This is a genomic window from Pseudoroseomonas cervicalis (assembly GCF_030818485.1).
In the GTDB taxonomy this organism is placed as follows: Bacteria; Pseudomonadota; Alphaproteobacteria; order Acetobacterales; family Acetobacteraceae; genus Pseudoroseomonas; species Pseudoroseomonas cervicalis_A.
Genome location: NZ_JAUTAJ010000004.1, coordinates 2,046,694 through 2,071,721, shown reverse-complemented (window position 1 = coordinate 2,071,721; position 25,028 = coordinate 2,046,694). Strand labels below are relative to the sequence as shown.

The 25,028-nt window shown below is 74.1% G+C and carries 24 protein-coding genes; 19 read left to right on the top strand and 5 right to left on the bottom strand.

The features are described 5' to 3' along the window. Positions 1 to 113: 113 nt before the first annotated feature. The gene (locus QE401_RS13570; RefSeq protein ID WP_307140244.1) at positions 114 to 974 is read right to left on the bottom strand and encodes a DsbA family protein; all 861 of its coding nucleotides are present in this window, start codon (positions 972 to 974) and stop codon (positions 114 to 116) included. Between the two features lie 396 nt (positions 975 to 1,370). Between QE401_RS13570 and QE401_RS13565 the strand changes: the two genes are divergently transcribed. The 3 genes from QE401_RS13565 (at position 1,371) to QE401_RS13555 (ending at position 5,449) form a co-directional block, all read left to right on the top strand. After that, complete coding sequence (locus tag QE401_RS13565; RefSeq protein ID WP_307138712.1) at positions 1,371 to 2,873, top strand: gamma-glutamyltransferase; 1,503 nt, start codon at positions 1,371 to 1,373, stop codon at positions 2,871 to 2,873. A gap of 63 nt (positions 2,874 to 2,936) precedes the next feature. Beyond that, positions 2,937 to 4,103: a pyridoxal phosphate-dependent aminotransferase gene (locus tag QE401_RS13560; RefSeq protein ID WP_307138711.1), complete on the top strand. Its 1,167-nt coding sequence runs from the start codon at positions 2,937 to 2,939 to the stop codon at positions 4,101 to 4,103. Positions 4,104 to 4,207: 104 nt separating this feature from the next. Then, entirely contained in the window at positions 4,208 to 5,449 is a 1,242-nt protein-coding gene (locus tag QE401_RS13555) for a Gfo/Idh/MocA family protein (protein WP_307138710.1), read from the top strand. A 41-nt stretch (positions 5,450 to 5,490) separates the two neighbouring features. Here QE401_RS13555 and QE401_RS13550 read toward each other — a convergent pair whose 3' ends face one another. After that, a complete protein-coding gene (locus tag QE401_RS13550; protein WP_307138709.1) occupies positions 5,491 to 6,120 on the bottom strand; it encodes a hypothetical protein in 630 nt (209 codons plus the stop codon). A gap of 35 nt (positions 6,121 to 6,155) precedes the next feature. Between QE401_RS13550 and QE401_RS13545 the strand changes: the two genes are divergently transcribed. Genes QE401_RS13545 through QE401_RS13515 form a run of 7 tightly spaced genes read left to right on the top strand, consistent with a single transcriptional unit; the run spans position 6,156 to position 14,425 of the window. After that, positions 6,156 to 6,986 carry an aldo/keto reductase gene (locus QE401_RS13545; RefSeq protein WP_307138708.1) on the top strand — a complete coding sequence of 277 codons (831 nt, stop codon included), beginning with the start codon at positions 6,156 to 6,158 and terminating at the stop codon, positions 6,984 to 6,986. A gap of 39 nt (positions 6,987 to 7,025) precedes the next feature. Next, positions 7,026 to 9,068 (top strand): proton-conducting transporter transmembrane domain-containing protein, encoded by a 2,043-nt coding sequence (locus QE401_RS13540; RefSeq protein ID WP_307138707.1) that lies wholly within the window; start codon positions 7,026 to 7,028, stop codon positions 9,066 to 9,068. Beyond that, positions 9,065 to 10,024 (top strand): NADH-quinone oxidoreductase subunit H, encoded by a 960-nt coding sequence (locus tag QE401_RS13535; RefSeq protein WP_307138706.1) that lies wholly within the window; start codon positions 9,065 to 9,067, stop codon positions 10,022 to 10,024. Before QE401_RS13540 ends, QE401_RS13535 begins: the two co-directional genes overlap by 4 nt. A gap of 24 nt (positions 10,025 to 10,048) precedes the next feature. After that, a complete protein-coding gene (locus QE401_RS13530) occupies positions 10,049 to 10,864 on the top strand; it encodes a hypothetical protein (RefSeq protein ID WP_307138705.1) in 816 nt (271 codons plus the stop codon). Then, positions 10,864 to 12,261: a hypothetical protein gene (locus tag QE401_RS13525; RefSeq protein ID WP_307138704.1), complete on the top strand. Its 1,398-nt coding sequence runs from the start codon at positions 10,864 to 10,866 to the stop codon at positions 12,259 to 12,261. The genes QE401_RS13530 and QE401_RS13525 overlap by 1 nt, the downstream gene beginning before the upstream one ends. Beyond that, positions 12,258 to 13,784, top strand: a complete 1,527-nt coding sequence (locus tag QE401_RS13520; RefSeq protein WP_307138703.1) for a hydrogenase large subunit — start codon at positions 12,258 to 12,260, stop codon at positions 13,782 to 13,784. The genes QE401_RS13525 and QE401_RS13520 overlap by 4 nt, the downstream gene beginning before the upstream one ends. 11 nt (positions 13,785 to 13,795) lie before the next feature. Beyond that, positions 13,796 to 14,425: an NADH-quinone oxidoreductase subunit B family protein gene (locus QE401_RS13515; RefSeq protein WP_373461441.1), complete on the top strand. Its 630-nt coding sequence runs from the start codon at positions 13,796 to 13,798 to the stop codon at positions 14,423 to 14,425. Between the two features lie 190 nt (positions 14,426 to 14,615). On the opposite strand, the gene QE401_RS13510 is transcribed toward QE401_RS13515, so the two are convergent. Further along, positions 14,616 to 14,870, bottom strand: coding sequence for a hypothetical protein (locus QE401_RS13510; RefSeq protein ID WP_307138702.1), 255 nt, complete (start codon positions 14,868 to 14,870; stop codon positions 14,616 to 14,618). A 166-nt stretch (positions 14,871 to 15,036) separates the two neighbouring features. After that, positions 15,037 to 15,546, bottom strand: coding sequence for a DUF1489 family protein (locus tag QE401_RS13505; protein WP_307138701.1), 510 nt, complete (start codon positions 15,544 to 15,546; stop codon positions 15,037 to 15,039). A 223-nt stretch (positions 15,547 to 15,769) separates the two neighbouring features. Between QE401_RS13505 and QE401_RS13500 the strand changes: the two genes are divergently transcribed. From QE401_RS13500 to QE401_RS13475, 6 genes are all read left to right on the top strand, one after another. Then, a complete protein-coding gene (locus QE401_RS13500) occupies positions 15,770 to 16,801 on the top strand; it encodes an aspartate-semialdehyde dehydrogenase (RefSeq protein WP_307138700.1) in 1,032 nt (343 codons plus the stop codon). Between the two features lie 213 nt (positions 16,802 to 17,014). Next, positions 17,015 to 17,278 carry a hypothetical protein gene (locus QE401_RS13495; RefSeq protein ID WP_271137340.1) on the top strand — a complete coding sequence of 88 codons (264 nt, stop codon included), beginning with the start codon at positions 17,015 to 17,017 and terminating at the stop codon, positions 17,276 to 17,278. Positions 17,279 to 17,774: 496 nt separating this feature from the next. Further along, positions 17,775 to 18,221: a succinate dehydrogenase, cytochrome b556 subunit gene (sdhC, locus tag QE401_RS13490; protein WP_307138699.1), complete on the top strand. Its 447-nt coding sequence runs from the start codon at positions 17,775 to 17,777 to the stop codon at positions 18,219 to 18,221. Between the two features lie 10 nt (positions 18,222 to 18,231). After that, positions 18,232 to 18,630: a succinate dehydrogenase, hydrophobic membrane anchor protein gene (gene sdhD, locus QE401_RS13485; RefSeq protein WP_307138698.1), complete on the top strand. Its 399-nt coding sequence runs from the start codon at positions 18,232 to 18,234 to the stop codon at positions 18,628 to 18,630. Positions 18,631 to 18,766: 136 nt separating this feature from the next. Further along, the gene (gene sdhA, locus QE401_RS13480; protein WP_307138697.1) at positions 18,767 to 20,578 is read left to right on the top strand and encodes a succinate dehydrogenase flavoprotein subunit; all 1,812 of its coding nucleotides are present in this window, start codon (positions 18,767 to 18,769) and stop codon (positions 20,576 to 20,578) included. A 17-nt stretch (positions 20,579 to 20,595) separates the two neighbouring features. After that, on the top strand, positions 20,596 to 21,378 hold the full coding sequence (locus tag QE401_RS13475; RefSeq protein ID WP_307138696.1) for a succinate dehydrogenase iron-sulfur subunit: 783 nt from the start codon (positions 20,596 to 20,598) through the stop codon (positions 21,376 to 21,378). A gap of 363 nt (positions 21,379 to 21,741) precedes the next feature. Here QE401_RS13475 and QE401_RS13470 read toward each other — a convergent pair whose 3' ends face one another. Then, entirely contained in the window at positions 21,742 to 22,005 is a 264-nt protein-coding gene (locus QE401_RS13470; protein WP_307138695.1) for a hypothetical protein, read from the bottom strand. A gap of 163 nt (positions 22,006 to 22,168) precedes the next feature. Between QE401_RS13470 and zapE the strand changes: the two genes are divergently transcribed. The 3 genes from zapE (at position 22,169) to mdh (ending at position 24,943) form a co-directional block, all read left to right on the top strand. Next, entirely contained in the window at positions 22,169 to 23,359 is a 1,191-nt protein-coding gene (gene zapE, locus QE401_RS13465; protein WP_307138694.1) for a cell division protein ZapE, read from the top strand. A gap of 32 nt (positions 23,360 to 23,391) precedes the next feature. After that, positions 23,392 to 23,847, top strand: a complete 456-nt coding sequence (locus tag QE401_RS13460; RefSeq protein ID WP_307138693.1) for a hypothetical protein — start codon at positions 23,392 to 23,394, stop codon at positions 23,845 to 23,847. Between the two features lie 142 nt (positions 23,848 to 23,989). Beyond that, entirely contained in the window at positions 23,990 to 24,943 is a 954-nt protein-coding gene (gene mdh / locus QE401_RS13455; RefSeq protein ID WP_307138692.1) for a malate dehydrogenase, read from the top strand. The last annotated feature ends 85 nt before the right edge of the window (positions 24,944 to 25,028 follow it).

Sequence of the window (25,028 nt, the reverse complement as noted above, 5' to 3'; positions counted from 1 at the left end):
CCCGGCTCGGCTCAAGCCTGGGGGCGCGGCGCGGGCGGTGCAAGCGGGATCCGTCGCGGCCCCGTCTCTCCGGGCGGGGGTGGCGCCCGCCCGCTGGCTCCGCCCCCTGGCCTTCAGCCGCCCTGGCGCGCCTGCTGCCGGGCCTCGGCCACCAAGCGCTGCAGCGTCGGCAGGTCGACCGCGCCGGGCACCAGCGTGTCGCCGATCACCAGCGCCGGCGTGCCCTCGATCGACAGGGCGCGGGCGAGCGCCAGGTTGCGCTGCAGCCGCTCGGTGATCGCCGGGTCCTCCATGTCGCGGCGCAGCCGCGCCCAGTCGAGGCCGAGCTTCTGCGCCTCGGCCTGCAGCGCCGCCTCGGTCGGCTCGCCGCGCAGCCGCATCAGCGCGTCCTGGTATTCGGCGTATTTGCCCTGGCGCTGCGCCGCCAGCAAAGCGCGGCTCGCCGTGACGCTGGCCGGGCCCAGGATCGGCAGGTCCTTCAGCACCACGCGCAGATTGCGGTCGGCGGCCAGCAGCGCCGCCATGGTCGGGTGCAGCGCCTTGCAGTAGCCGCAGCGCGGATCGAAGAATTCGACGATGGTCAGCTCGCCGCGCGGATTGCCCTTGGCCGGGTCGGCGGCGTCGCGCAGCAGCGCCGCCTGATTGGCGCGGATGGCGGCCGTTTGCGCATCGGCCCGGCCCTGCTGCTCGGCCTGCTGCAGCGCCGCCAGGGCGTCGCGCAGGATCGAGGGGTCGCGGGTGAGCGAATCGCGCAGGATCTGCACCACCTCCTCGCGCTGCTGCGGGCTCAGCGCACCGGCATTGGCGGGGGCATTGGCGGGGCCGGCCGGCTGCGCCGGGGCGGCGGCGGGGGAGAGCGCCAGCAGCCCGGCCAGCGCCGCCAGGGCCAGGGGGCGCAGGCGGCGCTGCCCGCGCCGTGCCAGAGGGTGGCGGTATGCGGCGGCGCCGCCCGGTTCCAGTCTCGTCGAAAGCATCGTCACGCGCTGATCCTCATCCTGGCCCGCCGCGCGGGGTCCCGGTCCCCGGGCGGCCGGCCGGCCATCGCCCCGTCATCGCGCAGCCGCGCCGCGCGCGCCAGGGCGGATCGGCCGCGCCGGCGCCGGGCGGCGATCAACAGGCGCCGATCAGCCGGGGCCGATCAGCCGGTGCCTGGCAACAGGCGGTTGCCGGGGGTGCGGAAGGCGTCTAAGGCCCGGAACCGGGCCGCCCGCCGGCGGCCCGCGCCGGATTGACCCCGGCGGCGCGGAACAGGGGATGCGCCCGGTCGCGGATCATGCTTTGCGTGGCCGTATCGCGGCGCGGCCCGGAACCGCACCCGGCCCGGCCCGCGCCAGCGACCGGGGAGCAGCAGCGGAGTGAAGATCGCCAGCATGAGCAGCAGCGCGCGCCACGAGGCCAGCATCACCGGCATGGCCGGGACCTCCTCCCCCTTCCGGCGCCGCCGGCCGGCCTCGCGCCGCCTGCTGGCGCTGGCCGGGGTCTCGCTGCTCGGCCTGACCGGCTGCGGCACGCTGGGCGGCGCGCTGGACAGCCTGGCGGGCTCCTCCCGCCCGGCCGCCGGCCAGCCCGGCCATGTGCGCGGCTTCCTGGGCGCGGCCGTCGCCGATGAGCCGCGCGCCGCGCTGGTGGCGCGCGACGTGCTCTCGGCCGGCGGCACCGCGGCCGACGCCGCCGTCGCCGCCGGCTTCGCCCTGAGCGTGACGCTGCCCTCGCGCGCCGGGCTCGGCGGCGGCGGCGCCTGCCTGGTCTACACCCATAGCCGCAACGAGACCGAGGCGGTGCTGTTCCTGCCGCAGCCGGCCGCCGGCGGCGGCGAGCGCCCGGCGGCGGTGCCGCTGATGGCGCGCGGCCTGTTCGCGCTGCACACCCGCAACCCCGGCCGGCCCTTCGAGGAGCTGGTCTCGCCGGCCGAGCAGCTGGCGCGCTTCGGCGCCTCCACCTCGCGCGCGCTCGCCACCGACCTCGCCACCGTGGCCGGGCCGCTGCTGGCCGACCCGGCGGCGCGCGCCGTCTTCTCCGGCCCGCAGGGCGGCGTGCTGCGCGAGGGCGAGACGCTGACCCAGCCGGACCTCGCCACCTCGCTGGCGGCGCTGCGCACGGCCGGCGTCGCCGACATGCACCAGGGCGCCATGGCGCGGCGCATCGAGGACGCGGCGCCGCGCATCGGCGCCGCCCTGCCGGTGGCGGCGCTGCGCGCGGCGCTGCCGCAGATGGCCAAGCCGCTGCAGCTGCGCGCCGGCAATGACGTGCTCTCCTTCCTGCCGCCGCCGGCCGATGGCGGCCTGGCCGCCGCCGCCGCCTACCAGGCGCTGCAGGCCGGCCAGGCGCCGCAGGCGGCGGCGCAGCGGGGCCTCGCCGTCTCCGCCCGCTGGCGCCAGGGCGGCGCGGCGCCGGAGGCGCTGCTGGCCAACCCGCCGGCCGGCATGGTGGCCGAGCCGCTGCTGCCGGCCTCCGCCAGCCTGGTGACGCTGGACCGCGACGGCAATGCGGTGAGCTGCGCCTTCACCATGAACAACCTGTTCGGCACCGGCCGGATGCTGCCGCAGCTGGGCTTCCTGGCCGCCGCCGCGCCGGGCCAGGGCAGGGTGGAGCCGCCGCTGCTGGCCGCCGCCATCGCCCACAACGCGCCGATGAAGGCCTTCCGCTACGCCGCCGCCAGCTCCGGCCAGGCCGGCGCCCCGGCGGCGCTGGCGGTGCCGACGGCGATGCATCTGCTGGGCCGGGCGGATGTGGAAAGCGCCGTCGCCGCGGCGCCTGAGCCGGGGCGCGCCAACGCCATCGGCTGCGCGGCCTATATGCCGGGCGACCCGCGCGCCTGCGCCGCCGCGACCGACCTGCGCGGCGCCGGCCTCGCCGTCGCCGGCCAGCAGTAATTTCTTTCGGTGGGGGGGCGGCGTTGCCGCCCCCCCGGGCCCGATCCCTCTCGGATACCGCGCATGCTCAAGACCGGCCGCGGGGCGGAAGCGCCGCCCTTCCTCGTCATGGATGTCATCGCCGCCGCCAATGCGCGCGCCGCCGCGCTGCCGCCCGGGGCGCCAGGCATCCTGCGCATGGAGGTCGGCCAGCCCTCCACCGGCGCGCCGCGCGGCGCGGCGGAGGCCGCCATCCGCGCCCTGCAGCAAGGCGCGCCGATGGGCTATACGGAGGCCTTCGGCCTGCGGAGCCTGCGCGAGCGCATCAGCCGCCACTATGCCGACAAATATGGCGCGGCGATCGCGCCGGGGCGCATCGCGGTCACCGTCGGTGCTTCGGGCGCCTTTCCGCTGGCCTTCCTGGCGGCCTTCGATCCGGGCGACCGCATCGCCATGGCCGCCCCCTTCTACCCGCCCTATGCGAACATCCTGACCGCGCTCGGCATGCAGCCGGTGCTGCTGCCCTGCGATGCCAGCACCCGCTTCCAGCCCAGCCTCGCCATGCTGGAGGCGCTGGACCCGCGGCCCGACGGGCTGATCGTCGCCTCCCCCTGCAACCCGGCCGGCACCATGCTCTCGCCGGAGGAGCTGCAGGACGTGGCGCAATGGTGCCACGCCAATGGCGTGCGGCTGATCTCGGACGAGATCTATCACGGCCTGTCCTATGGCATGGCAGAGAGCACGGCCGCCGGCTTCAGCGACAGCGCCGTGGTCATCAACAGTTTTTCCAAATACTTCTCGATGACCGGCTGGCGCATCGGCTGGATGGTGCTGCCGGAGGATCTGCTGCGCCCGGTCGAATGCCTGGCGCAGAACATGTTCATCAGTGCGCCGCATGTGGCGCAGGTCGCCGCCGAGGCGGCCTTCGACTGCACCCCGGAGCTGGAGGCCAACAAGGCGGTCTATGGCCGCAACCGCGCGGCGCTGCTGGCCGGGCTGCCGGCGGCGGGCTTCGACCGGCTGGCCGAGGCGGATGGCGCCTTCTACCTCTGGGCCGATATCGGCGCGCTCAGCAATGACAGCGTCGCCTTCGCCGCCCGCATGCTGGCCGAGGCCGGCATCGCCGCCACCCCGGGCGTCGATTTCGACCGCGAGCGCGGCCACCGCTTCCTCCGCTTTTCCTATTGCGGGGCGGAGGCGGCGATGGCCGAGGCGCCGGGCCGGCTGCGCGACTGGCTGCGCCGCGGCTGAGCTGCGGCCGGCGGGGGGGCAGGCCCTCCGCCACCCCGCCCACGCAACTGTCCGCATGGCCATTTGTTCATCCTGCCGACGCGACGCTTCGGAAGGACTGCGCCATGGCCCCCCGATCCCTGCCCGGTTTCCTCTCGCGCCGGCATTTCCTGCGCAATTCGGGTGGCGGCGTGGTCGCGGCCTCGGCGCTGGCCTCTCCCGCCCTGGCCCAGGGCGGCGGCGGTTCGCTGCCGACCCAGGCCACCGGCCGGCCGATGCCGAAGATGGAGGTGGCGCAGCCCGACGCGCCGGCCCGCCGCGTGGGCTATGCCGTGCTCGGCCTCGGGCAATACGCGCTGAACCAGATCATCCCGGCCTTCGGCGAGACGCAGCATTCGCGGCTGGTGGCCCTCATCAGCGGCAACCGCCAGAAGGCCGAAACCGTCGCCGACCGCTATGGCGTCCGGCGCGAGGCGATCTATGGCTATGACGATCTCGAGCGCATCGCCGAAAATGACGAGATCGACGTGGTCTATGTCATCACGCCGCCTTCGCTGCATGAGGAATTCACCGTGCGGTCCTTGCGCGCCGGCAAGCATGTGCTGTGCGAGAAGCCGATGGCGCCGAGCGTCGAGGCCTGCCAGCGCATGATCGAGGCGGCCAGGCAGGCCGACCGCCAGCTGATGATCGGCTATCGCTGCCATTACGAGCCCTACAGCCTGGAGGCGATCCGCCGCATCCGCGAGGGCCAGCTTGGCGATGTGCGCGTGGTCCACACCGACAATGCCCGCCCCGTGAACCCGGACAGCGTGCCGGCCGACCAGTGGCGGGTGCGCAAGGCTCTCGCCGGTGGTGGCGCGCTGTTCGATGTCGGCATCTATGGCGTCAATGGCGCGCGCTACCTGCTGGGGGCGGAGCCGGAGGAGATCTCGGCCTGGAGCCACACGCCGGAGGATCCGCGCTTCGGCGATGTCGAGGATGTCACCACCTGGCGCATGCGCTTCCCCGGCGGCATCACCGTGCTGGGCTCCACCGGCTATTCCTACCAGGCCAACCGCTTCGCCGTGCAGGGCAGCAAGGCCAGCCTGCTGATGGAGCCGGCGACGCATTACTACCGCCACGGCATGTCGATCCGCACCCAGCAGGCGACCGAGCAGCTGCTGATCCCCGAGGCCAGCCAGTTCGCCCGGCAGCTCGACCACATGGCGGGCGCGATCCGCGAGGGCCGCCCGGTGCACAGCCCGGGCGAGGAGGGCCTGCAGGATGTGCGGCTGATCCTGGCGATGTACCGCGCGGCGCAGACCGGCCAGCCGGTGAAGATCGATTGGAGCTATCGCCGCGCCGCAACCCTGGGCGAGGCGGGCTGAGCCGCGCCTGCCGCCCGGTGTTCAGCCGGGTGGTGGCCGCGTCACGGCTCGCTGGAGGGAAAGAAAAAACGCTGCATCCGCTGCACCAGCTCGCGCAGGTCGAAGGGCGGCGGCGGCTCGGCCGCCTGCTCGGCAGGCGCCCGGGCGCGGAAGGCGGCCAGCGCCGCCTCGGTCTGCGCCAGCGGCAGCTCGCGCGGCGGCGCCTCGGCGGTGGCGCTGCCCAGGCCCATCACCCGCACCAGCACCCGCTCGGCGCGCGGCAGCTCCTCGGCGGCGCGCGCCGCATCCTCGGGGCGCGGGGCGCAGACGACGGAGCGGCCCTCCAGGCTGCAGGGCATCTCGAACATCCGGTTGGGCGGGAAGCGCAGCTGCGCCGTGCCGGTCAGCGCCAGCAGCCCGCGCGCCGCGCTGTCGAGGCCGAGCTCCCGTGCCGTCACCACCGGCACCAGCCGGCCGCGCCGCGGCGCCACCTCCAGCGCCAGCGCGCCGCTGCCGGCCGAGGCCGGCTCCACCGGGGTCTGGTAGGTCATCCGGCAGCTGGCCCGGTCGGTCATCGGGTCGGCGGCGCAGCTCAGGATCCAGGGGCCGAAACTGTCCTGGGCCTGGGCCGTGGCGGGCAGCACGGCGCCGCAGCTGACAAGAGCGAGGGCGAGGGTGGCGAGAGCGCGCATGCCGCGCAACATAGGAACGCAGAGGGGAATCCGCCATGAACAGAGTCGCCCTGCCGGATGGCAGCACCGTTCCCGCCCTGGGCCAGGGCAGCTGGAAACTGGGCGAGCGCGGCGCCGACCGCGCCGCCGAGGCGCGTGTGCTGCGCCTCGGCCTCGATCTCGGCCTGACGCTGATCGACACCGCCGAGATGTATGCCGAGGGCGGCGCCGAGGAGGTGGTGGCCGAGGCCATCGAGGGCCGCCGCCAGGAGGTCTTCCTGGTCAGCAAGGTCTATCCGCACAACGCCTCCCGCCAGGCGCTGCCGCGCGCGCTGGAGGCCAGCCTGCGGCGGCTGCGCACCGATGTGCTCGACCTCTACCTGCTGCACTGGCGCGGCGGCGTGAAGCTGGCCGAGACGGTGGAGGCGATGGAGCGCGCGGTGGAGCAGGGCAAGATCCGCCGCTGGGGCGTCTCCAACCTCGATGTCGAGGATCTGGAGGAGCTGGGCCCCGCCCTGTCCGACTGCGCCACCGACCAGGTGCTGTACAATCTGGAGGCGCGCGGCGTGGAGTTCGACCTGCTGCCCTATGCGGCGCGGCTGAAGATGCCGGTGATGGCCTATTCCCCGGTGGGCCAGGGCGGCGCGCTGCTCGGCCACCGCACGCTGGCCCGCATCGCCGCCCGCCAGGGCGCCAGCCCGGCGCAGATCGCGCTGGCCTGGACGCTGCGCAAGGAGGGCGTGATCAGCATCCCGAAGGCCTCGACCGAGGCGCATCTGCGCGAGAATGCCGAGGTCTGGAAGATCGTGCTGACGCCCGAGGACCTGGCCGAGCTGGACGCCGCCTTCCCGCCGCCACGCCGCAAGCAGCCCTTGGCGATGCTCTGACCGGGGTTATCCTGCCGCGGTGATCCGGCGCGACCCTCCATGCTGACCGAGATGTCGGGGCTGCTGCTGGCCCTGCTGCTGCTGCTTGCCCTGGCGGGGGGCGCGATGGCGCGGCTGGCGCCGCTGGTGCTGGCCGGCAGCGCCCTGGCCTCGGCCGGGCTGGCGCTGGCCGGCCTGGCCGCGCTGCTGGGGGTTGCGGCGGCGCCGCTGCTGCTGCCGGTGGGCCCCGCCTGGGCGCCGCTGGCGCTCGATCTCGACGGGCTTTCCGCCTGGTTCCTGCTGCCCTTCGGCCTGTGCGGCCTGGCCGCCTCGCTGGCCGCGCTGCAGCTGGGGCAGGGGGCCGGGCGCCAGGGGCATGATGGCGCCATCGGCTGGCCGGCGCTGCTCGGCGGCACCTCGCCCGGCGCCTGGCCGCTGCTGCTGGCCGCCGCCGCGCTGGCGCTGCTGGCCGGCGATGGCTTCACCCTGCTGCTGGGCGCGCTGGCGGCGCCGTTGGCCGCCTGGCCGCTGCTGGCCGGGGTCGCGCCTGGCGGCCATGCCAGGGCCGCGCCGCTGGTGCAGGGCTTCGCCCTGGCCTCGGCGCCGCCGCCGCCGCCCCCCGCCCAGGGCGCGCCGCGCTGGCCGCTCGGCCTCGCTGCGCTGGGGGCCGCCTCGCTGGCGCCGGCGATCGGGCTGATGGGCGGGCTGGCGGGCGACCTCTCCTTCGCCGGGCTGCGCGCCGCGCCGCCGCAGGGCGGCACGGCCCTGGCGGTGCTGGCGCTGGTGCTGCTGGGCGCCGCCACCCTGCCGGCGGCGCTGCCGGCCCTGCCGGTCACCGCGCCCTCGCCGCTCGCCATGCTGCTGGCCGCGGCGCTGGGGCCGCTGCCGCTCTATCTGGTGGCCCGGCTGCTGCTCGATCTCGGCGGGCTGGGGCAGGGCCTGTCCTGGGGCGCGCCGCTGCTGCTGCTGGGCGCCGTGGCCGCCCTGTTCGGCGCGCTGCGCGCCGCCCGCGCGGCCGAGCTGAACACCGTGCTGGCCTGGAGCGGGCTCGGCCAGGCCGGGCTGGTGGTGCTGGCCCTCGGCCTGTCGGCCATCCTGCGCGCCGCCGATCTCGGGCCGCTGGCGGCGCTGGCGGCGGGGGCGGGGCTGCTGCAGCTGCTGGGCCTGACCCTGGCCCAGGTGCTGCTCTGGCTGGCCGCCGGCGAGGTGCGCCACGGCGCCGGCAGCCTGCGGCTGGACCGGCTGGGCGGGCTGATCCATGTGATGCCGCGCCTGTCGCTGGCGGCGCTGGCCGGGGCCGCCACCGCCGCCGCCCTGCCGCCGCTCGCCGGCTTCGCCGCGCAATGGCTGCTGCTGCAGGCGCTGCTGGCCGCCTGGCGGGTGGGCGAGCTCGGGCTGCAGCTGCTGCTGGCGGCCTCGGTCGGGCTGATCGGCATGGCGGCGGCGCTGGCCGGGTTCGCCATGCTGCGGCTCTGGGGCCTGGCCTTTCTCGGCCGGCCGCGCGCGCCGCGCACCCTGGGGGCGCAAGAGGCGCCGCCCGCCACCCTGGCGCTGCTCTTCGCCCTGGCCGGGGCCGGGCTGCTGGTCGGGCTGCTGCCGGGCCCGCTGCTGACGCTGGGCGGGCCGGCGGTGGCGCTGCTGTCCGGCCATCCGGGCGGGCTGTCGGCCGCCTCGATCTGGGCGGTGCGCGCCTCGGACGCCGCCTCGGCCTATCATCCGCTGGGGCTCGCCCTGCTGCTCGGCCTGGTCTTCCTGGCGCTGGCGGCGGCGCTGCGGCTGCTCTCGCCGCGCCCCTCGCGGCGCGGCCCGGTCTGGGATGGCGGCTTCGTCGCGCCGCCGCCGCATCTGCCCTTCGGCGACCCGACCACCCAGCCCACCGCCGAGGGCTTCGCCCAGCCGGCGCGGCGCGGGCTGGAGGCGCTGCTGCCCGCCGCCCCGGATGCCGGCTGGCCCGCCATGCTGTCGGCCCTCCTGGCCCGGCAGGGTGGCCGGTCCCGGCCGCGCCGGCCCTGGCGCCGCCTGAAGCTGGGCGGGCTGCTACTGCCGGGCTTTGGCCTGCTGCTGCTCCTGCTGGCGCTGCTCGGCCTCGGGGGCGGGCGGTGAACGGGCTGGCCGGCCTGCTGGCGCAGCTGCTGCACCTGGCGCTGCTGCTGGCGCTGGCGCCGCTGCTGGTCGGGCTGCTGCGCTGGCTGCGCGCGCGGCTGGAAGGGCGGCAGGGTCCGCCGCCCTGGCAGGCCTGGCGCGACCTGATGAAGCTGCTGCGCAAGCAGCCGGTGCTGGCCGAGCACGCCTCGCCGGTGACGCCGGTCGCCCCGCATGCGGCGCTGGCGGCGACGCTGCTGGCCGCCGCCCTGGTGCCCGGCTTCGCCCGCGGCATGGCGCTGGGCGGCATGGCCGATCTGGTGCTGCTGGCCGGGCTGCTGGCGATCGCGCGGCTGGCCCTGGCGCTGGCGGCGATGGATTCGGGCACCGCGCTGGGCGGCCTCGGCGCGGCGCGGGAGGCCGGCTTCGCCCGCTTCGCCGAGCCCGCCTTCCTGCTCTGCGTCATGGCCTTCGCCATCCTGACCGGCGGCACCAATCTGGACGCCGCCGGGGCCGCGCTGCAGGAGGGCGCCTGGGCCGCCCGGCTGCCTTTGGCCCTGTCGCTGGCGGCGCTGCTGGCGGTGGGGCTGGCCGCCAATGGCCGGCTGCCGGCCGAGGACCCGGCCGGGCTGTCGGAACCCGCCCTCGGCCAGGGCGCCATGCGGCTGGAGGCCTCGGGCCGGCATCTGGCGCTGTGGGAGATGCAGGCGGCGCTGCGCCTGCTGCTCTGGCTGTCGCTGCTGGCCGCGCTGTTCCTGCCCTTCGGCACGGTGGAGGCCGATGACGGCCCGCTGGCCTGGGGCTTCGGCCTGCTGGCTTGGCTGGCCAAGCTCGGCCTGCTGGCGCTGGGCCTGGCGCTGGCCGAGGCGCTGCTGGCCAGGCTGCCGACGCGCCGCCTGCCCGAGCTGCTGGGCCTGGCGCTGCTGCTGGCGCTGCTCGGCCTGGTCTTCCTGCTGCTGGCCACGGGGCTGGCGTGAGGCGCGCCCGATGAGCCCCCTGCCATGAACCCCTGGTCGCAGGATCTGGTCAATCTGCTGGGCGGGCTGGTGCTGCTGGCCGGCTTCGCCCTGCTGCCGCCGCGCCGCCTGCCGGCGCTCGCCGGGCTGATCGCGCTGCAGGGCGGGCTGGCCTCGCTGGCGCTGGGCTGGCAGGCGCTGCTGCTGGGCGATGCCGGGCTGCTCGGCCTTGCCGCCCTGGCCGGGCTGGCCAAGGCGCTGCTGGTGCCCTTCGCCCTGCGCCGCCTGTCGCCGCCGCTGCCGATGCCGGCCGCGCCGCGCGGCGCCGCCTGGCCGCTGCTGGCCGGGCTGGCCCTGGTGGTGCTGGCCTGCCTGGCGGTGCTGCCGGTCGGCACCGTCCTGCCGGCGGGCGAGGCGCTGCCCTGGCCGCGCGCCTCGCGCGAGGATCTGGCCATCGCGCTGTCGGTGCTGCTGCTCGGCCTGCTGCTGCTGGTGCTGCGCCGCCATCCGGCCTCGCTGGTGGCGGGGCTGCTCGGCATGGAGAACGGGCTGACCCTGCTGGCCGCCGGCCTGCCCGGGCTGCGCCTGGCGGCGGGGCTGCCGGCGGCGGCGCTGCTGCTGGCGCTGGCCGCCGCCGCGTTCTGGCTGGCTCTGGGGCCGGGCGGTGCCGCCCGCCGCGCCGCGCTGTGGCGCCGCCCGGTGGCGGCCTCCGGCGACCCTCCCGGCGTGGAGCGCCGGGATGAATTTGGCGCGGAGCGCCAGGAAGTCCTGAACGCGGAGCGCCGCGATGGCCCCGGCGCGGCGCATCGTGACGATCCGGGCGCGGCGTTCCGTGGCTTTCCGGGCGGGGATCCCCGCTGATGCTGGAACTCCTGATCCTGCTGCCGCCCGGCGCGGCGCTGCTGCTGGCGCTGCTGCCGCTGCCCCGGCTGCCGCTGCTGGGGCTGAACCTGCTGGCCAGCGCCGGCGGGCTGGCCCTGGCGCTGTCGCTTTTCGCCCTGCCGCGCGAGACGGCGGGGCTGCTGCATCTGGACGCGCTGAACCTGGCGCTGCTGCTGCCGGGCGCGCTGCTCGGCCTGTGCGGCGCCCTGGCCTGGGCGGTGGCGCCGGCCGGGCGGGGCGGGCCGTCCCGCGGCAGCCTGGCCGGCTACCAGCTGGCGCTGGGCGCGCATCACCTGGCGCTACTGGCCGACCATCTCGGCCTGATGGGGCTGGCGGTGCAGGCTGGCGTGCTGGCCCTGGCGCTGCTGCTGGCCGGGCAGGGCGGAAGGCTGGGCCGCGCCGTGGCCGGGCGGGTGCTGCTGGCCGGCGGCGTCGCCGTCGCCCTGGCGCTGTTCGGCGTGCTGCTGCTGGGCATCGCCGCCGCGCCGCATGCCGGCGACGCCGCCCTGTCCTGGACCGCGCTGCGCCTGGTGGCGCGGGAGGCCGATGCGGCGCTGCTCGGCCTCGGCTTCGCCTGCCTGCTGGTGGCGCAGGCCAGCCTGATGCTGCTGCTGCTGCCGCCGCTGGCCGGCCGGGTGGGCCGGCCGGGCCCGGCTGGCGGGCCGGCGCATCTGCCGCTGCTGGCGGCGCTGCTGCTGGGGGCCGCGTCGCTGCACGCCGTGGCGCGCATCCGGGCGGTGGCGGGGCTGGCGGTGATGCCGGGTTTCCTGCCCTCGCCCGGGGCGCTGCTGCTGGCCGCCGGGATGCTGGCGCTGCTGCTGGCGGCCGCGGCGCTGCTGGCCGGGCGTGGCGGGCCGCGCCGCCTGCCGGGCTGGTGCGGCGTGGCGCAGCTCGGCCTGGCCGGCATCGGCTTCGGGCTGGGCGGGCCGGCCTCGCTCGCCGGGCTGCTGCATCTGATGGGCGCGCTGCTGCTGCTGGGCGGGCTGCTCCTGGTGCCGGGCCTCGGCGCCGCCAGGGCGGCCGGCTGGCCGGCGCTGCGGCCCGGGGCGCGGCGTGGCCTGGCGCTGGCGCTGCTGGGGCTGGCCGGGCTGCCGCCCTTTGCCCTGTTCGCCAGCGATTTCCTGCTGGTGCAGCAGATGGCGGCGCGGCTGTCCTGGCTCTCCCTGCCGCTCGGGATCGGCCTGCTGCTGCTGGCCCTGTCCCTGCTGCGGGCGCTGCACCGTCTGCTGCGGGTCCCGGCGGCGCCGGGGGCAGGGGGTGAGAGCCGGACCCTGCTGCCGCTCGGCCTGGCGCTGGCGGCGGCGCTGCTGCTCGGCATCGCCCTGCCGGCGCCGCTCGGCGCGCTGCTGGCCGAGGCGGCGGGGCTGCTGCCATGACCGGGCCCGCCACCCGCCTGATCCTGGCCGGGCGCCCGCGCGCCGCCTTCCACCACCATCTGGACGCCGCCGCCTGGGCCGCCCTGCCGGCGGCGCTGCGGCAGGAGCCGGAGCTGGAGCTGCTCGGCCTCTGGCCGGGGGAGGGCATGGTCCACGCCGCCTTCCGCGCCCCCGGCGCGGCCGCGCCGCTGCTGGCCGGCGTGGCGGTGGAGGGCGGCGCCTATGCCGCGCTCTCCCCGGCGCGGCCGGGGGCGGAGTGGTTCGAGCGCATGATCGCCGACCTCACCGGCTGGAGCGCGCTCGGCGCCACCGATGCGCGGCCCTTCCTGGACCATGGCCGCTGGGCGATGCGCGCGCCGCTCTCCGCCGCGCCGCCGCCGCGCAGCGGCGCGGTGCCGCAGCCCGAATTCCGCGTCGTGGCCGGGGAGGGGGTGCACCAGATCCCGCTCGGCCCGATCCAGGGCGGCATCGGCGAGCCGGCGCATCTGCGCCTGCATGTGCGCGGCGAGACGGTGCTGCGCATGGAGGCGCTGCTGGGCTATGCGCATCGCGGCGTGCTGGCGCTGCTGCGTGGCCGCGCGCTGGAGCAGGCGGCGCCGCTGCTGGCGCGCCTCGCCGGCGATTCCACCGTGGCCCAGTCCTGGGCCTTCGCCCTGGCGGCGGAGCGGGCGCTCGGCATCGCCGCCCCCGCCCGCGCCGCCGCGCTGCGCGGCGTGATGGCGGAGCTGGAGCGCATCGCCAACCATCTGCACGACATTGGCGGGATCTGCGCCGAGGCCGGCTTCGCCTGGCCGCAATCGCGCTGCGGCGCGCTGCGCGAGGCGGTGCTGCGCGCCGCCGGCGCCGGCTTCGGCCACCGGCTGATGATGGATGGCATCGTGCCGGGCGGCGTGGCGCGCGACCTCTCGCCCGAGGGCGCCGCGCGGATCGCCGAGGCCATGGCGCTGCTGCGCGGCGAGCTGCCGCCGATCCGCCGCATCGTCGAGCGCCATGCCGGGCTGCAGGAGCGGCTGTCGGGCTGCGGCACGGTGCGGCCGGAACTGACCGCCGCGCTGGGCGCCGCCGGCCTGCCCGGCCGCGCCGCCGGCCGCGCCCTGGATGCACGGGCGGACTACCCTTACGCGCCCTATGACCAGCTTGGCCTGGTGCCGGCGCTGCGGGCGGAGGGCGATGCGGCGGCGCGGCTGGCGCTGCGCTTCGACGAGATCGCGCAGAGCCAGGCGCTGGTCGCCGCGCTGCTGGGCGCGCTGCCCGCCGGCGCGCTGCGCCAGGCCCTGCCGCCCCTGGGGGAGGGCTCGGCGGAGGGCGGCGCGGAAGGGCTCGGCGTGGTCGAAGGGTTCCGCGGCGAGGTGCTGTGCTGGCTGTCGCTGGATGCCATGGGGCGGATCCGCGCGGCCTTCCCGCGCGACCCGTCCTGGCTGCATTGGCGGCTGCTGGAGGCGGCGATGGAGGGGAGGGAGGTGGGCGATGCGGCGCTGTGCCGGGCCAGCCTCAACCCCTCCGTCGCCGGCGTGGATCTGTAGGAGGGACGAGGATGCTCTGGCCCCGCATGCTGCGCGGCGCGCTGCGCCGCCCGCTGACCGGCCCCGCCCCCGCGCCGCAGCCCGAGACGGTGGCGGCGCTGGCCGAGCGGCTGCAGGGCGCGGCCCGCCGCCGGCTGGGCCGCAGCCTGGCGATCCGCAGCGTCGATGCCGGCTCCTGCAATGGCTGCGAGCTGGAGATCGCCGCGCTGCAGGGCGTGGTCTACGACCTAGAGCGCTTCGGGCTGCGCTTCGTCGCCTCCCCCCGGCATGCCGATGTGCTGCTGGTGACCGGGCCGATGACGCGGGCCATGACCGAGGCGGCGCAGCGCGCCCATGCCTGTATGGCCGATCCGTCCTGGGTGGTGGCGGTGGGCGATTGCGCCCTGGGCGGCGGGGTCTTCGCCGGATCCTATGCGGTGGAGGATGGCATCGGCGCCGCCCTGCCGGTGGATCTGGTCATCCCCGGCTGCCCGCCCAGCCCGGCGCTGCTGCTGGAAGGGCTGCTGACGCTGGTCGAGGTCGAATCGGGCGCCGCGCCGCCGCAACCGCCCCTGCCCGGGCCGCCGGCGGATGTCGCCGGGCCGGAGGCGCCGGAGGACGCGGCCCCGCCACCGCTGACCGCCGAGCCGCGCTGGCGCTGATGCCGCGCGCCGCTGGCAAGGGATGCCGCGCGCCGTTGGCGCGACGCCGCCGGCCGCCAGCGGCGGCCGGCCCTGAAAGAAAAAGGGCCGGTCGGATTGCTCCGACCGGCCCAAGCGGCCGTCACCGGGAAGGATCGGCCGATCGGCGGCGAACTGCCGGGAATTAAATCCGCCGCCGGATTCGAAACTGTCAGCCCGTGGTGCGCTGGGTGGCGCGGCGGGTGCGGGCCGCGTGCTGGCGATGCCGCTTGCCGGCGGTCGCATGCGCCTGGCGGGTCCGCTGGCTGCGCTGCGCGTGGTGGCGGCGCGGCTGCTGCTGCGTGGCGGACTGCTCCGTGGCCTGGGCCCGGGTGGTGCGGGCCTCGGCGGTGCCCGCGAAGCTGGTCATGGCCAGCGGAGCGGCCAGGGCGAAGGCGGCGATCAGAAGGCGAAGCGGGCGAAGCATCGGTGCATTTCCTGTGTCGGGGCGGCCTCGCCCCTGACAGGAAGCATGGCGGGCCCGGCCTCTCGCCAGGATGGGCCGGCGCTGAATTAACGGTAACGATACGGGTTTATGCTCAGGCGCTTGCGATCCGCTCTGCAGCGACCGCCTGAAGCGCCGCCGGCCCGGCTCAGAGCAGGCAGAGCAGCTGCAATTCGCGCCGCAGCGCCTCGGGCAGGGCGGAGACGCCGCTGGCATCCGCCGCCGCGCTGGCGATGTCGGCCGGCGCGGCCTCGGCCGCCAGGTAGCGCCAGCCCTGGAAGGGCTTCACCGGCCGCGCCTCCACCGCCACCAGCGCCGGGTCCAGCACCAGCGCCGCATGCGGCGTGCCGTCCTGGCCCGCCTCCTCGCGGATGTCGAGGATGCGCTGCCGCACGCAGCAGAACCCCGCCACCACCCAGTAGAGCGAGCCGCCGTCGAGGATCTCCTCGGCCCGCTTCGGCATCTGCCGCGTCAGGTGCCGCAGCGGCGGGTCCAGCGCCACGCGCCGCTCCTGCGCCGCCCGCAGCGAGGCCACGTCCCGCGGCCCCACGCATAATTTCAGGATGTGCAACACGCCCCGGGAGATGCCCCCACCCCCCTCCCTCGCCAAGTCTTTTTTTCGGGCTGCCGCCGTCGGGGGGGAGGTGGGACGCGGCATGGGGACGGGGCGCGGGGTTGGGAGGGGGCAGGAGGTCCGGCCTGGCCGGGCGTGGGCGGACAGCGCGGCGCCGCTCCCCCTCCACCGCCGCATCCCCTGAGTGCCACGTCCCGCTTTTCCACCCGACGGCGGCAGCCCGAAAGAAAAGTTGCGGGGGGGCGGGGGGAGGGGGTATCGCGCGGGGCCTGCGCGGAGCAGGCAAGTTGGAAAGGAAGCTGCCATCATGGGCTATCGTGTCGCGGTCGTCGGCGCCACCGGCAATGTGGGGCGCGAGATGCTCAAGACCCTGGCCGAGCGGAACTTCCCGGTCAGCGAGGTGATCGCGCTGGCCTCCGGCCGTTCGGCCGGGCGGGAGGTGTCCTTCGGCGAGGATGCCGTGCTGAAGGTGCAGAATCTCGAGACCTATGATTTCACGGGCGTCGATATCGGCCTGTTCTCGCCCGGCGCCTCGGTCTCGGCGGTGCATGCGCCGCGCGCGGCGGCGGCGGGCTGCGTGGTGATCGACAACACCAGCCAGTTCCGCATGGACCATGACGTGCCGCTGGTGGTGCCGGAGGTCAATCCGGGCGCGCTGCGCGGCTTCCGCAAGCGCAACATCATCGCCAACCCGAATTGCTCGACCATCCAGATGGTGGTGGCGCTGAAGCCGCTGCACGAGGTGGCGCGCATCAGGCGGGTGGTGGTCTCCACCTATCAGTCGGTCTCCGGCGCGGGGAAGGAGGCGATGGACGAGCTGTTCACCCAGACCCGCGGCGTCTACGTCAACGACGCGGCGACGCCCGAGGTGTTCACCAAGCCGATCGCCTTCAACTGCATCCCGCATATCGACAAGTTCCTGGATGACGGCTTCACCAAGGAGGAGTGGAAGATGGCGGTCGAGACCCGCAAGATCCTCGACCCCGATATCCAGGTGGTGGCGTCCTGCGTGCGCGTGCCGGCCTTCATCGGTCATGGCGAGGCGGTGCATGTCGAGTTCGAGGGGCCGATCACCGTGCAGCAGGCCTGGGCGGCGCTGCGCGAGGCGCCGGGCATCACCGTGCTCGACCGGCGCGAGGATGGCGGCTACGCGACGCAGGTGGATGTGGCGGGCGAGGACCCGGTCTTCGTCTCCCGCCTGCGCGCCGACCCGACCGTGCCGCATGGCCTGGCCTTCTGGTGCGTGGCCGACAATCTGCGCAAGGGCGCCGCGCTGAACGCCGTGCAGATCGCCGAGGAGCTGGTGCGCCAGGGGCTGCTGGAGAAGCAGTCGGCCTGACGCCGGACAGCCCGGCCTGGAAGGACGAGCGGGCGGCCGGCGGGCCGCCCGTTTTTTTGCGCGCCCGACGCGCGGGCCGGGCGGTTTTTCAGCGGAATCGGCCTGCCTCACGCGACTGTGTGGAATTGCGGCAGCTTGGCCATCTGTCCGCCCTGAATTCGTCCCGCATCCGGCCGAGCCTGACGGCGTTGAAGCACGCAAGGAGGAGCTGACATGCGCAAGACCATCGTTCGCCTGGGTCTGGTCGCCGGCATGGGCCTCGGCCTCGCCGCCTGCACGGACCCCTACAATCCCGGCCAGCGCGCCATCGGCGGCGGCCTGCTGGGCGCCGGCGCCGGCGCCGGTGTCGCCGGCCTGACCGGCGGCAATGCCGGCACCGGCGCGCTGATCGGCGGCGCGCTGGGCGCCGTGGGTGGCGCGGCGACGACGCCGGAGCGGCCCTACGGCCCGCCGCCGGGCTATTACCGCGGCTACTGAGCCGCGCCGCCGGCCGACCGGCCGGCGGAGAGGGAAGGGCCGGGGCCTTCGGGGCCCGGCCAGGAGATCCGGCAGGATGCGCCCGCCCCCGGCGCGGCAGGCCGGTTCGGGCAGGGGCGACCCGTCCCGGGAACAGCCGCGATGGCCGCAGGGCCGTCGCGGCTTTTTCGCATGTCCTGCCCTGCGCCGGCCGCGGGGCTGCCGGGCCGCCGCGGCGCGCCGGGCGAGTCGCCGGGCCGCGGCGGGCGCTCCAGGGGGCGGCCAAAGGGGCGATCCGGGGGCGATCCGGGCGGGATGAGGGGCGGCGGAGGGGCGGCCCGGGACCGGCCCGGAGGCGGTGCCGCTTAACCTGGCCTTTGCCATAAGGGGCCAAGACAGGGGCCGCGCGTTGACGCTACAGGGCACCGCACCATAAAAGGCTGCATCGCTCCTGTCCGGTCTCTGCCCAGGCCGGGGCGTCGGGGCGTCTCAAAACGTGGCGGAGCGGGATCGGTCCATGTCGAGTATGAAAGACGCGCGCGAGGCGATCATGGTGGGTCGCCGCACCGACGGAACGCGCGTGAACCGGCCTCTGTCGCCGCATCTGCAGGTCTATGACATGCTGCAGATCACCAGCGGCCTGTCCATCGCCCACCGTGTGACCGGCTGCGCCTGGTCGGTCGGGCTGCTGGTGCTGGCCTGGTGGCTGCTGGCCGCCGCCGCCGGCCCCGGGCCCTTCGCCACGGTGCAGTGGTTCCTGTCCTCCTTCCTCGGCATGCTGATGCTGTTCGGCATGACCGCGGTGGCCTGGTACCACACGCTGGCCGGGCTGCGGCACCTGATGTGGGATGCCGGCTACGGCTTCGACCTGCCGACCACCTACCGCACCGGCCGCGCCGTGCTGATCGGCACCGCGGTGCTGACCGTGCTGACCTGGCTCATCGTCATCATCGCCTGGGGCTGAGGAGCGGCATATGAGCGAGAAGCAGACCACCTCCCTGCGCATGGAATCGGCGCTGGGCCGCGTGCGCGGCCTGGGCTCGGCCAAGCAGGGCACGCATCACTGGTGGATGCAGCGCGTCAGCTCCATGGCGCTGCTGCCGCTGACCCTGTGGTTCGTCATCTCGGTGGCCGGCCTGGCCGGCAAGAGCTACGAGGCGACCATCGCCTGGATCGCCCATCCGCTGAACGCCGTGCTGCTGCTGGCCGCGATCGGCCTGTCCTTCCAGCACGCCGCCTCCGGCCTGCAGGTGGTGATCGAGGATTATGTGCGGGGCGAGTTCGCCCGCATGCTCTCGGTCCTCGCGGTCAAGGCCGCCTGCTGGCTGTTCGGTCTGCTCTCCGCCATCGCGGTGCTGAAGATCGCGCTCTGATCCGGGCGGCCCGAATGCGGCGGGTGCGGGCTTCCGCATCTTGCCAGATGCCGGGCCGGCCTATCTGACGCTTAACGGTATCTGGAATGGCGGCTTCCCCCTGCGACCGCCGCATCTCTGACGGAAGATCGGGACGATGAACGCGATCACCATGCCCTCCTCGGGCGCCTACCGCGTGGTGGACCACACCTACGACGTCGTCGTGGTGGGGGCCGGCGGCGCCGGCCTCCGCGCGACCTTCGGCATGGGTGCCGCCGGCCTCAAAACCGCCTGCATCACCAAGGTCTTCCCGACCCGCAGCCACACCGTGGCGGCGCAGGGCGGCGTCGGCGCCGCGCTGGGCAATATGGGCGAGGATGACTGGCGCTGGCACATGTACGACACCGTCAAGGGGTCGGACTGGCTGGGCGACCAGGACGCCATCGAATACATGTGCCGCGAGGCCGTGCCGGCGATCATCGAGCTCGAGCATTTCGGCGTGCCGTTCAGCCGCACCGAGGATGGCAAGATCTACCAGCGGCCCTTCGGCGGCCACATGCAGAATTACGGCAAGACCCCGGCCATGCGCGCCTGCGCCGCGGCCGACCGCACGGGCCATGCCATCCTGCACACGCTGTACCAGCAGTCGCTGAAGCATAATTGCGAGTTCTTCGTCGAGTATTTCGCCCTCGACCTGATCATGGACGAGGAAGGCGCCTGCCGCGGCGTGATGGCCTGGAACCTGGAAGACGGGTCCATGCATCGCTTCCGCGCCCAGACCGTGGTGCTGGCCACTGGCGGTTATGGCCGCGCCTATTTCTCCTGCACCTCCGCCCATACCTGCACCGGCGATGGCGGCGGCATGGTTCTCCGGGCTGGCCTGCCGCTGCAGGACAATGAGTTCGTGCAGTTCCACCCGACCGGCATCTACGGCTCCGGCTGCCTGGTGACCGAGGGCGCGCGCGGCGAGGGCGGCTACCTGACCAATTCCGAGGGCGAGCGCTTCATGGAGCGCTATGCCCCGACCGCGAAGGACCTGGCCTCGCGCGACGTCGTCTCCCGCGCCATGTCGATGGAGATCCGCGAGGGCCGCGGCGTCGGCCCGCACAAGGACCACATCCACCTGCATCTGGAGCATCTCGGCGCCGAGCTGCTGCATGAGCGCCTCCCCGGCATCTCCGAGACCGCGAAGATCTTCGCGGGCGTGGACGTGACCAAGGAGCCGATCCCGATGCTGCCGACCGTCCACTACAACATGGGCGGCATCCCCACGAACATTCATTGCGAGGTGCTGGCCGCGACCGGCACCGACCAGGACCGCGTGGTCCCCGGCCTGATGGCGGTGGGCGAGGCGGCCTCGGTCTCGGTGCATGGCGCCAACCGCCTGGGCACCAACTCGCTGCTCGACCTCGTGGTGTTCGGCCGCGCCGCCGCGCTGCGCGCCGCCGCCACCATCAAGCCGGGCGCCACCCAGGCGCCGCTGCCGCCCAAGGCCGGCGAGATGGCGCTCGACCGCCTCGACCGCGTCCGCCACGCCAAGGGCGACATCTCGGTTTCCGAGCTGCGGCTGAACATGCAGCGCACCATGCAGACCCACGCCGCCGTCTTCCGCACCTCCGAGTTGCTGAAGGAAGGCTGCGAGAAGATGGCGAAGGTCGCCGCCTCCTATAAGGACATCCGCATCGCCGACCGCTCGCTGATCTGGAACAGCGACCTGATGGAGGCGATGGAGCTCGACAACCTGATCGGCAACGCGCTGACCACGGTGGTCGGCGGCGAGGCCCGGCATGAGAGCCGCGGCGCGCATGCCCATGAGGATTATCCGGAGCGCGACGACGTCAACTGGATGAAGCACAGCCTCGCCCGGGTGGATGAGAACTACAAGGTCACGCTCGACTATCGCGACGTGAAGATGCGGACCCTGACGAACGAGGTCCAGGTCTTCCCGCCCAAGCCGCGCGTCTACTGAGGAAGGAGCGGGTACAGATGGCCACCTTCACGCTTCCGAAGAACTCGACGATCGGCACCGGGCAGACGCACAAGGCCGAGCCCGGCGCGAAGAACGTCAAGACCTTCAAGATCTACCGGTTCGACCCCGATACGGGGGAGAACCCGCGTTACGACACCTATGAGATCGATCTCGACAAGTGCGGGCCCATGGTCCTGGACGCGCTGATCAAGATCAAGAACGAGGTGGACACGACGCTGACCTTCCGGCGCTCCTGCCGCGAGGGCATCTGCGGTTCCTGCGCGATGAACATCGACGGCATGAACACGCTGGCCTGCCTCAAGCCGATCGAGGATGTGAAGAAGGACGTCCGCATCACCCCGCTGCCGCATATGCCGGTGGTGAAGGATCTGGTGCCCGACCTGTCGCACATCTACGCCCAGCTGCGTTCGATCGAGCCCTGGCTGAAGTCGGACACCCCGCCGCCGCCGGATGAGGAGCGCCGCCAGTCCAAGGAGGAGCGCGCCAAGCTCGACGGCCTGTGGGAGTGCATCCTGTGCTTCTGCTGCTCGACCGCCTGCCCCTCCTACTGGTGGAACGGTGACCGCTATCTGGGCCCGGCCGTGCTGCTGCAGGCCTATCGCTGGATCGCCGATTCGCGCGATGAATACACCGGCGACCGCCTCGACAATCTCGAGGACCCGTTCCGCCTGTATCGCTGCCACACCATCATGAACTGCGCCGCGACCTGCCCGAAGGGGCTGAACCCGGCCCAGGCGATCGGCAAGATCAAGCAGATGATGGTCGAGCGTCAGGGCTGATTTCTTTCAGGCTGCCGCTGACGGGTGGGGACGGGGTCGCTTCGGCGGCCCCGTTCGCATTTGTGGGGCGGGATCAGGGTCGCCCTTCAACCCGGCCGGCAGCGCGATGGCGGCGGGTGGGCCGAATCGGCGAAGCCAGGCCGGACGGGGCAGGGGGAGGCGGGACAGCCAGCCGGCCGGGCCGCGGCCGCTGGAGCTGTGCGGTCATCGCCCGCATCACGGCGCCGCTCGCCTTGGTAGCGGCGGGGCCAGACATCCCGGCAAACAAGAAGGGGCGGGCCGCTGTCACGGCCCGCCCCTGCATTGCGATGGACAGGCTGGCCACGTCACCCCGGGCTCACGGCCCCGGGCTGCGGCCGGGCCTCAGGAGGAGGTCAGCGCATTGCTGCCCGGCTCGCCCGGCTCCGGGCTGTCCTGCAGCAGGGAGACGGCGGCGTCCTGGCGCATCAGCGTCGTCAGGCGCATGCCCTCGCTCTCGGCCAGGGCGCTGAGCGGCAGATAGGCGCGGCTGCCATCCGGGCGGGTGAGGCTGAGGAAATCCTCGACCACCCCCTCCACCCGGCCGAGCGGGTTGCCCTCGGCCGAGGCCAGCTCGGCGCCCTGCTGGATGCGGCTCTTGTCGATCATCGCGATGTCTCCGCTGGGAGTGGGATGATCTGTTAACCACCCGCGCGGTAGAAGGATGCCGCCGGCCTCAGCTTGGCCGGAAACCATTTTCTTTTCCGTGGGTTGTTGTTTCCGGTGAAGGCGCGGTTGCCGCATTGGCCGTGACAGGCTATGCCGCAATGCGATGGATGGCACCCTGAAGCCGGGGGAGGCCGCGCGCCCCCCTTCCACCGCCGAAGGCCCGCTCCCCGCCTACCGCGCCAAGGTAGCGGCGGGCGAATTGCGTTCCGATCCCGCCCAGGCCCAGGCCGCCGAGATCCTGCAGGATCTCTGGCGCCGCACCCGCGGCTATGAGCCGAAGCGCGAGGTCCCGACCGCCGAGCCCGGCAGCGGCTTCATGAGCCGCTTCTTCCGCAAAAAGCCGGTCGAGGACGCGCCGGGCAACGCCCCCCAGGGCCTGTATCTGGTCGGCGAGGTCGGGCGCGGCAAGTCCATGCTGATGGACCTGTTCTTCCTCTGCGCCGATGTGCCGCGGAAGCAGCGCATCCATTTCCACCAGTTCATGCAGCAATCGCACCAGCGCATCCATGCCTGGAAGAAGCAGCATGGCGACACCAGCGACCCGATCCCGCCGCTGGCCGACACCATCACCGCCGAGGCCTCGCTGCTCTGCTTCGACGAGTTCCAGGTGCATGACATCGCCGATGCGATGATCCTGGGCCGGCTGTTCGAGGCGCTCTTCGCCCGCGGCACGGTGATCGTGGCGACCTCCAACACGGCGCCCGACGATCTGTTCAAGGGCAAGCCGGGGCGCGACGCCTTCCTGCCCTTCATCGCGCTGATCAACCGCCATGTCTCGGTGCTGCACCTGAAGTCGCAGCAGGATTACCGGCGCGACCGCATCCAGGGCCTGCCGACCTGGCACAGCCCGGTCGATGGCCGCGCCGAGCGGGCGCTGAACGCCGCCTTCAAGGAGCTGACCGGCAAGCCGCATGGCGAGCCGGAGGAGATCTCGGTGCTCGGCCGCAAGGTGCGGGTGCCGCAGGCGGTGGGCGGCGTGGCGCGGGCGGATTTCGACGATCTCTGCGGCCTGCCGCTGGGACCGGCCGACTACCTGGCCATCTCGACCCATTTCCACACCCTGGTGCTGGACGGCATCCCGCGCCTCGGCCCCGACAATTTCGACCGGGCGCGCCGCTTCATCACCCTGGTCGACACCCTCTACGAGCATCGCTGCAAGCTGGTCGCCTCGGCCGCGGCGGAGCCCGACCGACTCTACGAGCAGGGGGAGAATGCGGCGATGTTCCAGCGCACCGCCTCCCGCCTCATGGAAATGCAAAGCCACGACTATCTGGGCCTGCCGCACCTCACCTGAGGGGCGGCGGCACCGGGCCGAAAGGAGCTGCCATGCGACTGATCCCGCTCTGCCTGCTGGGCCTTCTGGCCTTCGCGACGATTCCCGCCGCCGAGGCCGCGCCCAACCGGCAGGAGGGACGCGTCGCGGCCTCGGCCAAGGCCGGCAACACGGGCAAGGCCGGCGCCGCCGCGCCGCGCAGCGCCGCGCGCCAGGCGGCCCCCGCCCAGCGCAGCGCCAGCGCCGCCGCGCGTCGCGCCACCCCGGCGACCCGCCCGGCCAGCAGCCGCGCCGTGCCGCAGGCGCGCCGCAACGCTCCCGTGCTGCAGCGCACCGCGAGCCGCGGCGCCGCCGCCCGCGTTGCCGCGCCGCAGCGCCGGGCCGCGCCGACCCGTTCCTGGCAGTCCGGCCTGCCCCAGGCCAGCGGCGAGCAGCGGGAATGCCCGGTCGGCACCATGTCGACGCTGGCGCGCGGCCATGACGACGTGGTGCGCTGCCTGCCGCTCTGACGGCTCGCGTAACGTTTGGCGGCCGGGCCGGGCGAATCCGGCACCCGGCCGCCTTGTCGCGGCCGAGGCGCGGGAGTAGGTAGCGCCTGCACCGCAATACAGAACTCGGCCTCGCTCGAAGCCTTCGGGAAGGATCCTCCTCATGGCCCGCAAAAAGATTGCGCTGGTTGGCGCCGGCAACATCGGTGGCACGCTTGCCCACCTGATTGGCCTCAAGGAACTGGGCGACGTCGTCCTGTTCGATGTGTTCGCCGGCGTGGCCGCCGGCAAGGCGCTGGACATCATGCAGTCCGGCCCGGTCGACGGCTTCGACAGCAAGATGGTCGGCGCCGCCGACTATGCCGCGATCGAGGGCGCCGATGTGGTGATCGTCACCGCCGGCTTCCCCCGCCTGCCGGGCATGAGCCGCGATGACCTGCTGACCAAGAATGCCGAGGTCATCACCAAGGTCGCCGAGGGCATCAAGACCTACGCCCCGAACGCCTTCGTCATCTGCATCACCAACCCGCTCGACGTGATGGTGTGGGTGCTGCAGCAGAAATCCGGCCTGCCGGCCGAGAAGGTCGTCGGCATGGCCGGCGTGCTCGACAGCTCGCGCTTCCGCCTGTTCCTGGCCGAGGAGTTCGGCGTGTCGGTCGAGGACGTGACCGCCTTCGTGCTCGGCGGCCATGGCGACACCATGGTGCCGCTGACCCGCTACTCGACGGTGGCCGGCATCCCGGTGCCGGACCTGATCAAGATGGGCTGGACCACGCAGGAGAAGATCGACGCCATCGTGGCGCGCACCGCCAATGGCGGCGGCGAGATCGTCAAGCTGCTGGAGAAGGGCTCCGCCTTCTACGCCCCGGCCGCCTCGGCGATCGCCATGGCCGAGAGCTACCTGAAGGACAAGAAGCGCGTCCTGCCCTGCGCCGTGCTGCTGAATGGCGAGTATGGCATGAAGGACTTCTATGTCGGCGTGCCGGTGGTGATCGGCGACAAGGGCGTCGAGAAGATCGTCGAGGTGCAGTTCACCGAGGCCGAGAAGGCCGCCTTCGACAAGTCCTGCGACGCGGTCAAGAAGCTGATCGAGGATTTCAAGAAGCTCGGCGTCTGAGACCGGGCCGCTTCCGTCTGAGCTCCTTCGGCCGGGGCGCCCGCCCCGGCCTCCTGGCCGAGCCCCGGCCATCCAGCCCATGAAA

Excerpts from the sequence above, each read along its gene's own strand:
- sdhD (WP_307138698.1), top strand. The coding sequence starts at position 18,232 with ATGAGCGAGAAGCAGACCACCTCCCTGCGCATGGAATCGGCGCTGGGC.
- QE401_RS13550 (WP_307138709.1), bottom strand. The coding sequence starts at position 6,120 with ATGCGCGCTCTCGCCACCCTCGCCCTCGCTCTTGTCAGCTGCGGCGCC.
- QE401_RS13545 (WP_307138708.1), top strand. The coding sequence starts at position 6,156 with ATGAACAGAGTCGCCCTGCCGGATGGCAGCACCGTTCCCGCCCTGGGC.
- sdhC (WP_307138699.1), top strand. The coding sequence starts at position 17,775 with ATGTCGAGTATGAAAGACGCGCGCGAGGCGATCATGGTGGGTCGCCGC.
- QE401_RS13475 (WP_307138696.1), top strand. The coding sequence starts at position 20,596 with ATGGCCACCTTCACGCTTCCGAAGAACTCGACGATCGGCACCGGGCAG.
- QE401_RS13565 (WP_307138712.1), top strand. The coding sequence starts at position 1,371 with ATGAGCAGCAGCGCGCGCCACGAGGCCAGCATCACCGGCATGGCCGGG.
- QE401_RS13505 (WP_307138701.1), bottom strand. The coding sequence starts at position 15,546 with ATGCCGCGTCCCACCTCCCCCCCGACGGCGGCAGCCCGAAAAAAAGAC.
- QE401_RS13515 (WP_373461441.1), top strand. The coding sequence starts at position 13,796 with ATGCTCTGGCCCCGCATGCTGCGCGGCGCGCTGCGCCGCCCGCTGACC.
- QE401_RS13500 (WP_307138700.1), top strand. The coding sequence starts at position 15,770 with ATGGGCTATCGTGTCGCGGTCGTCGGCGCCACCGGCAATGTGGGGCGC.
- mdh (WP_307138692.1), top strand. The coding sequence starts at position 23,990 with ATGGCCCGCAAAAAGATTGCGCTGGTTGGCGCCGGCAACATCGGTGGC.
- QE401_RS13530 (WP_307138705.1), top strand. The coding sequence starts at position 10,049 with ATGAACCCCTGGTCGCAGGATCTGGTCAATCTGCTGGGCGGGCTGGTG.
- QE401_RS13510 (WP_307138702.1), bottom strand. The coding sequence starts at position 14,870 with ATGCTTCGCCCGCTTCGCCTTCTGATCGCCGCCTTCGCCCTGGCCGCT.
- QE401_RS13540 (WP_307138707.1), top strand. The coding sequence starts at position 7,026 with ATGCTGACCGAGATGTCGGGGCTGCTGCTGGCCCTGCTGCTGCTGCTT.
- QE401_RS13555 (WP_307138710.1), top strand. The coding sequence starts at position 4,208 with ATGGCCCCCCGATCCCTGCCCGGTTTCCTCTCGCGCCGGCATTTCCTG.
- QE401_RS13520 (WP_307138703.1), top strand. The coding sequence starts at position 12,258 with ATGACCGGGCCCGCCACCCGCCTGATCCTGGCCGGGCGCCCGCGCGCC.
- sdhA (WP_307138697.1), top strand. The coding sequence starts at position 18,767 with ATGAACGCGATCACCATGCCCTCCTCGGGCGCCTACCGCGTGGTGGAC.
- QE401_RS13570 (WP_307140244.1), bottom strand. The coding sequence starts at position 974 with ATGCTTTCGACGAGACTGGAACCGGGCGGCGCCGCCGCATACCGCCAC.
- zapE (WP_307138694.1), top strand. The coding sequence starts at position 22,169 with ATGGATGGCACCCTGAAGCCGGGGGAGGCCGCGCGCCCCCCTTCCACC.
- QE401_RS13525 (WP_307138704.1), top strand. The coding sequence starts at position 10,864 with ATGCTGGAACTCCTGATCCTGCTGCCGCCCGGCGCGGCGCTGCTGCTG.
- QE401_RS13560 (WP_307138711.1), top strand. The coding sequence starts at position 2,937 with ATGCTCAAGACCGGCCGCGGGGCGGAAGCGCCGCCCTTCCTCGTCATG.
- QE401_RS13460 (WP_307138693.1), top strand. The coding sequence starts at position 23,392 with ATGCGACTGATCCCGCTCTGCCTGCTGGGCCTTCTGGCCTTCGCGACG.
- QE401_RS13470 (WP_307138695.1), bottom strand. The coding sequence starts at position 22,005 with ATGATCGACAAGAGCCGCATCCAGCAGGGCGCCGAGCTGGCCTCGGCC.
- QE401_RS13495 (WP_271137340.1), top strand. The coding sequence starts at position 17,015 with ATGCGCAAGACCATCGTTCGCCTGGGTCTGGTCGCCGGCATGGGCCTC.